12 protein-coding genes are annotated in these 12263 nt (G+C 72.9%); 11 read left to right on the plus strand and 1 reads right to left on the minus strand.

The annotated features are described in order from the left end of the window. Positions 1 to 92: 92 nt before the first annotated feature. Entirely contained in the window at positions 93 to 230 is a 138-nt protein-coding gene (locus ABZ924_RS18820) for a hypothetical protein (RefSeq protein WP_361910552.1), read from the minus strand. Between ABZ924_RS18820 and ABZ924_RS18825 the strand changes: the two genes are divergently transcribed. From ABZ924_RS18825 to ABZ924_RS18875, 11 genes are all read left to right on the plus strand, one after another. Beyond that, the gene (locus tag ABZ924_RS18825) at positions 207 to 1829 is read left to right on the plus strand and encodes a DUF5941 domain-containing protein (protein ID WP_361910555.1); all 1623 of its coding nucleotides are present in this window, start codon (positions 207 to 209) and stop codon (positions 1827 to 1829) included. The genes ABZ924_RS18820 and ABZ924_RS18825 overlap by 24 nt on opposite strands. Then, the gene (locus ABZ924_RS18830) at positions 1826 to 2578 is read left to right on the plus strand and encodes a phosphocholine cytidylyltransferase family protein (RefSeq protein WP_361910558.1); all 753 of its coding nucleotides are present in this window, start codon (positions 1826 to 1828) and stop codon (positions 2576 to 2578) included. The genes ABZ924_RS18825 and ABZ924_RS18830 overlap by 4 nt, the downstream gene beginning before the upstream one ends. Beyond that, a complete protein-coding gene (locus tag ABZ924_RS18835; RefSeq protein WP_361910561.1) occupies positions 2566 to 3627 on the plus strand; it encodes an iron-containing alcohol dehydrogenase family protein in 1062 nt (353 codons plus the stop codon). Before ABZ924_RS18830 ends, ABZ924_RS18835 begins: the two co-directional genes overlap by 13 nt. Then, the gene (locus ABZ924_RS18840; RefSeq protein ID WP_361910564.1) at positions 3605 to 4384 is read left to right on the plus strand and encodes a CDP-alcohol phosphatidyltransferase family protein; all 780 of its coding nucleotides are present in this window, start codon (positions 3605 to 3607) and stop codon (positions 4382 to 4384) included. Before ABZ924_RS18835 ends, ABZ924_RS18840 begins: the two co-directional genes overlap by 23 nt. Further along, positions 4381 to 5274: a glycosyltransferase gene (locus ABZ924_RS18845; RefSeq protein ID WP_361910567.1), complete on the plus strand. Its 894-nt coding sequence runs from the start codon at positions 4381 to 4383 to the stop codon at positions 5272 to 5274. The genes ABZ924_RS18840 and ABZ924_RS18845 overlap by 4 nt, the downstream gene beginning before the upstream one ends. A gap of 102 nt (positions 5275 to 5376) precedes the next feature. Then, on the plus strand, positions 5377 to 6312 hold the full coding sequence (locus ABZ924_RS18850; protein ID WP_361910570.1) for an ABC transporter permease: 936 nt from the start codon (positions 5377 to 5379) through the stop codon (positions 6310 to 6312). Then, a complete protein-coding gene (locus ABZ924_RS18855; RefSeq protein ID WP_361910573.1) occupies positions 6305 to 7087 on the plus strand; it encodes an ABC transporter ATP-binding protein in 783 nt (260 codons plus the stop codon). The genes ABZ924_RS18850 and ABZ924_RS18855 overlap by 8 nt, the downstream gene beginning before the upstream one ends. 352 nt (positions 7088 to 7439) lie before the next feature. After that, positions 7440 to 8372, plus strand: coding sequence for a squalene synthase HpnC (hpnC, locus tag ABZ924_RS18860; RefSeq protein ID WP_361910591.1), 933 nt, complete (start codon positions 7440 to 7442; stop codon positions 8370 to 8372). After that, a complete protein-coding gene (gene hpnD / locus ABZ924_RS18865) occupies positions 8369 to 9328 on the plus strand; it encodes a presqualene diphosphate synthase HpnD (protein ID WP_361910576.1) in 960 nt (319 codons plus the stop codon). Before hpnC ends, hpnD begins: the two co-directional genes overlap by 4 nt. Positions 9329 to 9653: 325 nt before the next feature. Beyond that, positions 9654 to 11042 (plus strand): hydroxysqualene dehydroxylase HpnE, encoded by a 1389-nt coding sequence (gene hpnE / locus ABZ924_RS18870; protein WP_361910579.1) that lies wholly within the window; start codon positions 9654 to 9656, stop codon positions 11040 to 11042. Further along, positions 11039 to 12190, plus strand: coding sequence for a polyprenyl synthetase family protein (locus ABZ924_RS18875; protein ID WP_361910582.1), 1152 nt, complete (start codon positions 11039 to 11041; stop codon positions 12188 to 12190). The genes hpnE and ABZ924_RS18875 overlap by 4 nt, the downstream gene beginning before the upstream one ends. Positions 12191 to 12263 lie beyond the last annotated feature (73 nt).

The raw sequence follows: 12263 nt of genomic DNA on the forward strand, positions 1-12263 counted from the left end.
GCCGCCGCCCCGTGCGGCCGCCCGCCCGAGTCCGCTGCAAGGAGTGAGTTCGTCTGTCGACCGTCATCCTCACCGGCCTGCCGGTCCCCGGATCACCGCTCACCGACGAGCTGCGCTCCCTCGGCTTCGACGTCCGCACCGCCGCCGGCCCCGACGAGACCGCCGCCGAGCTGGCCGCCGTACCCGCCGACCAGCGGGTGGCCGTCGTGGACAGCGCCTTCGTCGGCCACGTCCACGCCCTGCGCCTCGCGCTGACCGATCCGCGCTTCGACGCCTGCGCCGTGACCGGTGCCTTCGCCGTCCGGCCGGGCGCCCGCGCGGCCCTCGACCGGGCCGCCGCCGCGGCCCCGGCCGACGGCAGCGGCCCCTACGCGGACCGGCTGGCCGCCGCCGTCGAGGAGGCCGGGACGGCCGTCCAGCGCCCCGAGCTGGGCACCCTGGTCGCCACCGTCCCCGCCACCGGGGCGGAGCGGGAGGCGGCCGTCGCCGCGGTCGCCGCCGTGGACGACGAGGCCGTACGCCTGCGGACCGCCGTGAAGTCCCGCGACGGGTTCTTCACCACCTTCTTCATCAGCCCGTACTCGCGCTACATCGCCCGATGGTGCGCGCGTCGCGGCCTGACCCCGAACCAGGTCACCACCGCCTCGCTGCTCACCGCTCTGATAGCGGCCGGCTGCGCCGCCACCGGCGAGCGCTGGGGCTACGTCACCGCGGGCGTGCTGCTGCTGGTCTCCTTCGTCCTGGACTGCACCGACGGGCAGCTCGCCCGCTACTCCCTGCAGTACTCCACGATGGGCGCCTGGCTGGACGCGACCTTCGACCGGGCGAAGGAGTACTCCTTCTACGCGGGCCTCGCACTCGGCGCGGCCCGGGGCGGCGACGACGTCTGGGCCCTCGCACTCGGCTCGATGATCCTGATGACCTGTCGGCACGTCGTGGACTTCTCCTTCAACGAGGCCAACCACGACGCGACCGCCAACACCAGCCCGACGGCCGCCCTGTCCGACAAGCTCGACAGCGTCGGCTGGACGGTCTGGGTCCGGCGGATGATCATCCTGCCGATCGGCGAGCGCTGGGCCATGATCGCGGTGCTCACCGCGGCCACCAGCCCCCGGATCGTCTTCTACGCCCTGCTCATCGGCTGCGCCTTCGGCGCCCTCTACACCACCGCCGGGCGGGTGCTGCGCTCGCTGACCCGCAAGGCGAAGCGGACCGACCGGGCCGCTCAGGCGCTGGCCGACCTCGCCGACTCGGGCCCGCTGGCAGCGATCGGCACGGCGCTGGCCAAGGGGCGGCCCGTCGCCCCGCTGACGATGGCCCTCATGGGCACCGTCCTGGTCGTCGGAACCGCCGCAGTGAGGCCGTTCGGCACCGCCTCGCTGATCGGATCCGCGGTGTTCTATCTCATAGCCGCCGGGGCGGCCGTCTCCCGCCCGCTCAAGGGGGCGCTGGACTGGCTCCTCCCGCCGCTGTTCCGGTTCGCCGAGTACACCACCGTCCTGGTGCTCGCCGCCAAGGCCGACGTCCCCGGGGCCCTTCCCGCCGCATTCGGACTGGTCGCGGCGGTCGCCTACCATCACTACGACACGGTCTACCGCATCCGCGGTGGCTCCGGCGCGCCCCCGCGGTGGCTGGTGTGGACGATCGGCGGCCACGACGGCCGCGTCCTGCTGACCGTGGTCCTGGCCGCGGTCCTCGCCCGGGACGCGTTCCCCGTCGCGCTCACGGCCCTCGCCGTGTTCGTGGCACTCGTGGTGCTCGTGGAGAGCATCCGCTTCTGGGTCTCCTCCGGGGCACCCGCCGTACATGACGAAGGAGAACCAGCATGATCGGCCTTGTCCTCGCTGCCGGTGCCGGACGCCGCCTGCGTCCCTACACCGACACCCTGCCCAAGGCCCTCGTGCCCGTCGGCCCCGAAGGCGACGAGGAGAGCCTCACGGTCCTCGACCTGACCCTCGGCAACTTCGCCGCGGTCGGCCTCACCGAGGTCGCGATCGTCGTCGGCTACCGCAAGGAGGCCGTGTACGCGCGCCAGGCCGCACTGGAGGCCAAGTACGGCCTGAAGATCACGCTGATCGACAACGACAAGGCCGAGGAGTGGAACAACGCCTACTCCCTGTGGTGCGCCCGTGAGGTCCTGGGGCAGGGCGTGATCCTCGCCAACGGCGACACCGTCCACCCGGTCTCCGTCGAGCAGACGCTGCTCGCCGCCCGCGGCAACGGCCAGAAGATCATCCTCGCCCTCGACACGGTCAAGAACCTGGCCGACGAGGAGATGAAGGTCGTCGTCGACGGCGCCAAGGGCGTGCAGAAGATCACCAAGCTCATGGAGCCGTCCGACGCCACCGGCGAGTACATCGGCGTCACCCTCATCGAGCCCGAGGCGGCCGAGGCCCTCGCCGAGGCCCTGAAGACCACGTTCGAGCGGGACCCGGACCTGTACTACGAGGACGGCTACCAGCAGCTCGTCAACGACGGCTTCGTGATCGACGTGGCCCCCATCGGCGACGTCAAGTGGGTCGAGATCGACAACCACGACGACCTCGCCAAGGGCCGGACGATCGCATGCCAGTACTGACGAGGCTCATCCCCTCCCCGGTCGTCGTCGACATCAGCCGCGGCGCCATGGACGACCTGGCCGGCCTCCTGGCCGACCAGCGGATCTCGGCGTCCGGCAAGCTCGCGATCGCGATCAGCGGCGGCTCCGGCCAGGTGCTGCGCGCCAAGCTGGAGCCCGTCCTGCCGCACGCCGACTGGTACGCGGTGGTCGACGGCACCATCGACTCCGCCGTCAAGCTGGCCGACGACATAAAGGGCCGCCGCTACGACGCCGTCGTGGGCCTGGGCGGCGGCAAGATCATCGACGTGGCGAAGTACGCCGCGGCGCGGGTCGGCCTGCCCATGGTGGCCGTCGCCACCAACCTCTCCCACGACGGCATCTGCTCGCCCGTCGCGACCCTCGACAACGACAACGGCCGCGGCTCCTACGGCGTGCCCACCCCGATCGCGATGGTCATCGACCTCGACGTGATCAAGGAGGCGCCGGTCCGGTTCGTCCGCGCCGGCATCGGCGACGCGCTGTCGAACATCTCGGCCATCGCCGACTGGGAGCTCTCGCACGAGATCAACGGCGAGGCCGTCGACGGCCTGGCCGCCGCCATGGCCCGTACCGCCGGCGAGGCCGTGCTGCGCCACCCCGGCGGCTGCGGCGACGACGAGTTCCTCACCGTCCTGTCGGAATCGCTGGTCCTCACCGGCATCGCCATGTCGATCAGCGGGGACACCCGCCCGGCCTCCGGCGCCTGCCACGAGATCAGCCACGCCTTCGACCTGCTCCACCCCGGGCGCTCCGCACTCCACGGCGAGCAGGTCGGCCTCGGCGCCGCCTTCGCCATGCACCTGCGCGGGGCCCACGAGCAGGCCGGGCTCTTCACCGAGGTGCTGCGCCGCCACGGCCTGCCGGTGCTGCCCGCCGAGATCGGCTTCAGCACGGACGAGTTCGTCGAGGCCGTCGAGTACGCCCCCCAGACCCGCCCGGGACGCTTCACGATCCTGGAGCACCTCAATCTGTCCGCAGCCGAGATCAGGGACGCTTACGCCGACTATGCCAAGACCATCCGTAGCTGAACTCCGGCCCGTCGTCCACCCGGCGGGCGTCAAGGACCGGCGCAGCGGCGAGCACTGGGGCGGCCGCCTGTACATGCGCGAGATCTCCCTGCGCATCACCCGCCACCTGGTCACCACCAAGGTCACGCCGAACCAGCTGACCTACGTGATGACCCTCGCCGGTGTCCTGGCCGCCCCGGCCCTGCTGGTGCCGGGCATCTGGGGCGCCGTCCTCGGCGTGGTGGCGGTCCAGCTCTACCTGCTGCTCGACTGCGTCGACGGCGAGGTGGCCCGCTGGAAGAAGCAGTTCTCGCTGTCCGGCGTGTACCTGGACCGCGTCGGCGCCTACCTGTGTGACGCGGCGGTCCTCACCGGCTTCGGCCTGCGCGCCGCCGACCTGTGGGGCGGCGGCCGGATCGACTGGCTGTGGGCCTTCCTCGGCACCCTCGCCGCGCTCGGCGCCATCCTGATCAAGGCCGAGACCGACCTGGTCGGCGTCGCCCGCCACCAGGGCGGGCTCCCGCCGGTCAAGGAGGCCGCCGCCGAGCCGCGCTCGTCCGGCATGGCGCTCGCCCGCCGGGCCGCCGCCGCGCTGAAGTTCCACCGGCTGATCCTCGGCATCGAGGCCTCGCTGCTGATCCTGGTGCTGGCGGTCGCGGACCAGATCCGCGGCGACCTGTTCTTCACCCGGCTCGGGGTCGCCGTCCTCGCCGGCATCGCGCTGCTGCAGACGGTGCTGCACCTGGTGTCCGTCCTCGCCTCGAGCAGGCTGCGGTGACGGCCCCGCTGCGCGTCGGCGCGGTCGTCATCACCATGGGCAACCGGCCCGACGAGCTGAAGGCGCTGCTGGACTCGGTGGCCCGCCAGGACGGGGCCCCGGTCGAGACCGTCGTCGTGGGCCAGGGCGTCAAGGTCTCCGAGGCCGTGGACCTCCCGGCCGGTGTGCGCGCCGTGGACCTCCCCGAGAACCTTGGCATCCCCGGCGGACGCAACGTCGGCATCGAGGCCTTCGGCCCCGGCGGCAGCGACGTGGACGTCCTGCTCTTCCTCGACGACGACGGCCTGCTGGAGCGCACCGACACCGCCGAGCTGTGCCGGCAGGCCTTCACCGAGGACCCGGAGCTCGGGATCATCAGCTTCCGGATCGCCGACCCGGAGACCGGTCGGACCCAGCGCCGCCACGTGCCCCGGCTGCGCGCCTCGGACCCGATGCGCTCCTCCCGCGTGACCACCTTCCTCGGCGGCGCCAACGCCGTCCGCACCCGTGTGTTCGGGCAGGTGGGGGCGCTTCCCGCCGAGTTCTTCTACGCCCACGAGGAGACCGACCTCGCCTGGCGGGCACTCGACGCAGGGTGGTCGATCGACTACCGCGCGGACATGGTGCTGCTGCACCCGACGACCGCCCCCTCCCGGCACGCCGTCTACCACCGTATGGTGGCCCGTAACCGGGTGTGGCTCGCCCGCCGGAACCTGCCCGCCCCGCTGGTCCCGGTCTACGTGGGCGTCTGGCTGCTGCTGACGCTCCTGCGCAGACCCTCGGGACCGGCGCTCAAGGCCTGGTTCGGTGGCTTCAAGGAGGGATGGACCACCCCTTGCGGCCCCCGGCGCCCGATGAAGTGGCGCACGGTCTGGCGGCTGACCCGGCTGGGCCGACCGCCTGTCATCTGACCCGGGGGCATCTGAGAACATGGCCGATCACGGGCCGTGCGCCCCCCGCCCGACGCCCGATGCCACCTACTGCCGCATCTTGAAGACGGAAAGTTTCAACTTGTGAGTGACACAACCCAGGATGGCGCCCTCGCCACGAGCAAGCCGCCGTCCGAAGACGCGGGCCTCACCCCTGCTGAGCTCGCCAGGAAGTACGGCCTGTCCGTCAGCGGTGCCCGGCCCACCCTGGCCGGCTACGTGCGGCAGCTCTGGGACCGGCGCCACTTCATCATGGCGTTCTCCCGCGCCAAGCTCGTCGCGCAGTACAGCGAGGCCAAGCTCGGCCAGATCTGGCAGGTGGCGACGCCGCTGCTCAACGCGCTGGTGTACTACCTGATCTTCGGCCTGATCATGAACGCGGGCCGGGGCATGGAGAAGGGCGTCTACATCCCCTTCCTGGTGACTGGCATCTTCGTCTTCACCTTCACCCAGAGCTCGCTCATGGCCGGTGTCCGGGCCATCCCGGGCAACCTCGGCCTGGTCCGCGCCCTGCACTTCCCGCGCGCCTCCCTGCCGATCTCCTTCTCGATGCAGCAGCTCCAGCAGCTGCTGTACTCGATGATCGTCGTGGTGATCGTCACGGTGGCGTTCGGCAACTACCCGAAGCTGTCCTGGCTGCTGGTCATCCCGACGCTGGCGCTGCAGTTCGTCTTCAACACCGGCCTCGCGCTGATCTTCGGGCGGATGGGTTCGAAGACCCCCGACCTCGCGCAGCTGATGCCGTTCCTGACGCGTACGTGGATGTACGCCTCGGGCGTCATGTTCTCGATCAGCGGGGCGCTCGAGGAGCGGCACGTGCCCGCGTGGGTGACGGACGTGCTGCAGTGGAACCCGGCGGCGATCTACATGGACCTGGTCCGGTACGCGATGATCGACGACTACGGCCGCAGCAACCTGCCGCCGCACGTCTGGGCCTTCGCCGTCGGCTGGGCCGTCGTGATCGGCTTCGGCGGATTCGTGTACTTCTGGAAGGCTGAGGAGCGTTACGGCCGTGGCTGAGAACAACCGGGGCCGGGTCCCCACCGTCATCGCCGACGGCGTGCACATCGTCTACCGCGTCAACACCGGCAGCTCCGGCAAGGGCAGCGCCACCGCCGCGCTGAGCAAGATAATGCGCCGGGGCAAGGGCGATGCGCCGGGCGTCCGCCGGGTCCACGCCGTGCGCGGCGTCTCCTTCACGGCGTACCGCGGCGAGGCCATCGGCCTCATCGGCTCCAACGGCTCCGGCAAGTCCACGCTGCTGCGGGCCATCGCCGGCCTGCTGCCCTGCGAGGAGGGCAAGGTCTACACCGACGGCCAGCCCTCGCTGCTGGGCGTCAATGCGGCCCTGATGAACGACCTGACCGGCGAGCGCAACGTCGTCCTCGGCGGTCTCGCCATGGGCATGAGCCGCGAGCAGATCAACGAGCGCTACCAGGACATCGTCGACTTCTCGGGCATCAACGAGAAGGGCGACTTCATCTCCCTCCCGATGCGCACGTACTCCTCCGGCATGGCGGCGCGCCTGCGCTTCTCCATCGCGGCGGCGAAGGACCACGACGTCCTGATGATCGACGAGGCGCTCGCCACCGGTGACCGCAAGTTCCAGGTGCGTTCCGAGGAGCGGATCCGCGAGCTGCGCCAGCACGCCGGCACCGTGTTCCTCGTGAGCCACAACAACAAGTCCATCCGCGACACCTGCAGCCGCGTCCTGTGGCTGGAGAAGGGCGAGCTGCTGATGGACGGGCCCACCGAGGAAGTCGTCTCGGCCTACGAGAAGGCGACCGGTCACTGAGCTGACCTTCCGCAGGCCCCCGTCGCCCCGGGCGACGGGGGCCTGCGCGTGCCCCGCGGACACGGGGGCGGTATTCGCCCGGCATTCGGCCGACATTCGGTGGCGCAGTGAATACCCGCGCGGCTCCCGCGGCGTTGTACAGCGTAAGCTGGGGCGGTCCTGAATCGCGGCAAGAGGGGACGATTCCCCGCAGGTGAACGGCCTGGGGCCACCCGGGGGAAAGTCCGGCGGCGTGTCCGAAATAGGATGTATTGGGTCGGCAGTGTAGAACGGGAGATGTGACGGCAATGGCTACGGGAATTCTCCGGCCCCCAGGCATGAAGGCCGTCACCGCGGGCGGCGGCCGGTGACCCTGACCCACCGCGACCGTCCCCTGCCGCACCCGGCCCCCGACGCCCACGCGCGCGCCACCCTCGGCAAGGCCCGGACGGAGAACTTCCCCGTCGCCCCCTCCTTCCTCCCGCGCGCCTGGCGCGAGGGCCTGATGGCGGTCTACGGGTACGCCCGCCTCGTCGACGACATCGGCGACGGCGACCTCGCCCCCGGCGGCCGCGACGCCGTCCTCCTCGGCCTCGACCCCGCCGCCGCCGACGACCGGCTCGCCCTCCTCGACGCCTTCGAGGCCGACCTGCGGCGCGTCTTCGGCGGCACCGACGGCCCGCCGCGCCACCCGCTGCTGCTGGCCCTGCAGCCCGTGGTCCGGGACCACGGGCTGACCCCCGAGCCGTTCCTCGCGCTCATCGAGGCCAACCGGCAGGACCAGCGCACCACCCGCTACGCGACCTACGGGGAGCTGGCCGCCTACTGCGAGCTCTCCGCCAACCCGGTGGGCCGCCTCGTGCTCGCCCTGACCGGGACCGCCACCCCCGAGCGGATCCGCCGCTCCGACGCCGTCTGCACCGCCCTGCAGATCGTCGAACACGTCCAGGACGTCGCCGAGGACCTCGGCCGGGGCCGGATCTACCTCCCCGCCGAGGACATGCGGCGCTTCCACGTCACCGAGGCCGACCTCAAGGCCGCCACCGCCGGAGCCTCCGTCCGCTCCCTCGTCGCGTACGAAGCCGAGCGCGCCCGGGACCTGCTAGACGACGGGCTCCCGCTCGTCGGCAGCGTCAACGGCCGGCTCAAGCTGCTGCTCGCGGGCTTCGTGGGCGGCGGGCGCGCCGCCCTGCGCGCCGTCGCCGCCGCCGGGTTCGACGTCCTCCCCGGCCCGCCGGGGCCCACCAAGACCGGCCTGCTCCGCGAGGTGGCCGCCGTCCTGCGCACCGCGCCGAGAAAGGGGTGAGCCCGACCGTGGAGGGTTCCGCGCACACGACCGCTTCCGCGCCGGTCCTGGCGGCCTACAGCTACTGCGAGGCCGTCACCGGGGCGCAGGCGCGCAACTTCGCGTACGGCATCCGGCTGCTGCCCACCGACAAGCGGCAGGCCATGTCCGCCCTGTACGCCTTCTCCCGGCGCGTCGACGACATCGGTGACGGCACGCTCGCGCCCGACGCCAAGCTCGCCCGCCTGGAGGAGACCCGGGCCCTGCTCGGCCGGATCCGGGCCGGGGAGATCGAGGAGGACGACACCGACCCCGTCGCCGTCGCCCTCGCACACGCCGCGCGCCGCTTCCCGATCCCGCTCGGCGGGCTCGACGAGCTCATCGACGGCGTCCTGATGGACGTCCGCGGCGAGACCTACGAGACGTGGGACGAGCTGAAGACGTACTGCCGCTGTGTGGCCGGAGCCATCGGCCGGCTCTCCCTCGGCGTCTTCGGCACCACCCCCGGCGCGGCCGGCGCCGAGCGGGCGGGCGAGTACGCCGACACCCTCGGCCTCGCCCTGCAGCTCACCAACATCCTGCGCGACGTCCGCGAGGACGCCGGCAACGGCCGCACCTACCTGCCCGCCGAGGACCTGGCGAAGTTCGGCTGCGCCGAAGGCTTCCCGGCCGACGGCCGGATGCCCGCCGGCGCCGACTTCGCCGGGCTCGTCCACCACGAAGTCCGCCGCGCCCGCGCCCTGTTCGCCGAGGGCTACCGGCTGCTGCCGATGCTCGACCGGCGCAGCGGCGCCTGCGTCGCTGCCATGGCGGGCATCTACCGGCGCCTGCTGGACCGCATCGAGCGCGAACCGGAGGCCGTGCTCCGCGGCCGCGTCTCGCTGCCCACCCACGAGAAGGCCTACGTCGCCGTCCGCGGCCTGTCCGGCCTCGACGCCCGCACCGTCTCCCGCCACACCACCCGAAGGCGGCCCTGATGCCCCTGACCCCCACCGCGCGGTCCGGCGCCCTCCGCCCGGCGGCCGCCGCCGTGGCGGACCCCGCCGACGCCGGCCGCCCGCCGGCCGTGGCGCCGTCCCCGGCTCGCCGCCGGGCTGCCGCGCCCACCGCGGCGGACCGGCCCCGGACCACCGGCCGGGCGGCCGCGGCTCCGGAACACACCGGAGCCGGCCGGCCCGCGGCCGCGGCGCTCCGCTGGGCTGCCGCACCTGCGGCGGTCGGCGCCCGACGGGCAACCCCCGGCCGCGGGGCGGCGTCTCCCGCCGGGGGGCCCGATCGGGTGCGGGCCTGCGGGGAGGGCGCATGAGCGGCAGTGGCGGCGAGCGGCGGGCCGTCGTCGTCGGCGGCGGGCTCGCCGGCGTGACGGCGGCCCTCGAACTCGCCGACGCCGGAATGCGGGTCACCCTGCTCGAAGGCCGGCCGCGCCTCGGCGGGCTCGCGTTCTCCTTCAAGCGCGGCGAACTCACCGTCGACAACGGCCAGCACGTCTACCTGCGGTGCTGCACCGCGTACCGGTGGTTCCTGGACCGCATCGACGGCGCCGCCCTCGCCCCGCTGCAGGACCGCCTCGACGTACCCGTCCTCGACGTCGCCCACCCCCGCGGCCCGCGCCTCGGCCGACTGCGCCGCAGCGCCCTGCCCGTGCCCCTGCACTTGGCCGGCTCGCTCGTCCGCTACCCGCACCTGACGCCCGCCGAGCGCGCCGGCGTCGGCCGCGCCGCCCTCGCCCTGCGCCGCCTCGACCCGGCCGACCCGGCCCTCGACGGCCTGGACTTCGCGACCTGGCTCGGCCGCTACGGCCAGAGCCCGCGCGCCATCGAGGCCCTGTGGGACCTCGTCGGCATCGCCACCCTCAACGCCACCGCCGAGCAGTCCTCGCTGGGCCTGGCCGCCATGGTCTTCAAGACCGGCCTGCTCTCCGAGAACGGCGCCGCCGACATCGGCTGGGCCCGCGTACCGCTCGGCGAGCTCCACGACACCCTCGCCCGCAAGGCCCTCGACGCCGCCGGCGTCCGCACCGAGCTGCGCACCCGCGTCACATCGGTCTCCCGCACCGCGGACGGCGCCGCCTGGCAGGTCGCCACCGAGGGCGAACTCCTCGACGCAGACGCCGTCGTCCTCGCCGTCCCGCAGCGCGAGGCCCACGGACTGCTGCCGCCCGGCGCCCTCGCCGACCCGGACAAGCTCCTCGACATCGGCACCGCGCCGATCCTCAACGTCCACGTCGTCTACGACCGCAAGGTGCTCCGGCAGCCCTTCTTCGCGGCGCTCGGCACCCCCGTCCAGTGGGTGTTCGACCGTACGGACTCCTCCGGCCTGACCGACGGCGGCCAGTACCTGGCGCTGTCCCAGTCGGTCGCCCACGACGACATCGACGAGCCGGTGTCCGTCCTGCGCGAGAAGTACCTGCCCGAACTCCGGCGGCTGCTGCCCGCCGCGCGCGGCGCGAAGGTCCGGGACTTCTTCGTCACCCGGGAGCGGACCGCCACGTTCGCCCCCACCCCCGGCGTCGGCCGGCTGCGCCCCGGAGCGCGGACCGACACGCCGGGCCTCTATCTCGCCGGTGCGTGGACCGCCACCGGTTGGCCCGCGACCATGGAGAGTGCCGTCCGGAGCGGACTGAGCGCAGCACACGCCGCGCTCGCCGCACTCGGCCGCCACCGCGCCCACCCCCTGCAGGAGGCGGCATGACGATCATCAGCACGACCGGCGCAGCAGCACGTACAGGAAACAGAGGAGAGCCAGTGAACCCGGGGAATCCGGCTGTCGAGAACACGGAAGCCGGTAAGGGAGCGGCGGGGACGGGGACGGCGGACACGCTCGCCCTCCTGGAGCGCGGCCGCACGCTGTCGGCTCCCGTGCTCCGCGAGGCGGTGGCCCGCCTCGCGGCGCCCATGGACACCGTCGCCGCCTACCACTTCGGCTGGATCGACGCCCAGGGCAACCCGACGGACGCCGACAGCGGCAAGGCCGTCCGCCCCGCCCTCGCGCTGCTGTCCGCGGAGGCCGCGGGCGCCCCCGCCGAGGTCGGCATCCCCGGCGCGGTCGCCGTCGAGCTCGTCCACAACTTCTCGCTGCTCCACGACGACCTGATGGACGGCGACGAGCAGCGCCGCCACCGCGACACGGTGTGGAAGGTCCACGGCCCGGCGCAGGCCATCCTGGTCGGCGACGCACTGTTCGCCCTGGCCAACGAACTGCTCCTGGAACTGGGCACCGTAGAGGCCGGCCGCGCCACCCGCCGCCTGACCACCGCCACCCGCAAGCTGATCGACGGCCAGGCCCAGGACATCTCCTACGAGCACCGCGAGCGCGTCAGCGTCGAGGAGTGCCTGGAGATGGAGGGCAACAAGACCGGCGCCCTGCTCGCCTGCGCGATCTCCATCGGCGCCGTCCTCGGCGGCGCGGACGACCGCACCGCCGACAAGCTGGAGGAGTACGGCTACCACCTGGGCCTCGCCTTCCAGGCCGTCGACGACCTGCTCGGCATCTGGGGCGACCCGGAGTCCACCGGCAAGCAGACCTGGAGTGACCTGCGCCAGCGCAAGAAGTCCCTGCCGGTCGTCGCCGCGCTCGCCGCGGGCGGACCCGCCGCCGAGGAACTCGGCGAACTGCTCGCCGCAGACGCCAAGAGCAACGACTTCGAGAACTTCTCGGAGGAGGAGTTCGCGGCCCGCGCCGCGCTGATCGAGGCGGCCGGCGGCCGCGCGTGGACCGCCGAGGAGGCGCGCCGCCAGCACGCGATCGCCATCGCCGCCCTCGACGACATCGACATGCCGCACAAGGTGCGCGAACAGCTCGTCGCCCTGGCCGACTTCGTCGTCGTACGCAAGAAGTGATCGCCACCCTCGTCACCCGGGTACGGATATGACGCGCGAGTCGCCGGCCGGCGCCGCACTCTGAAGCGGCGCC

This window comes from Streptomyces sp. NPDC046876 (genome assembly GCF_040645035.1).
GTDB lineage: Bacteria > Actinomycetota > Actinomycetes > Streptomycetales > Streptomycetaceae > Streptomyces.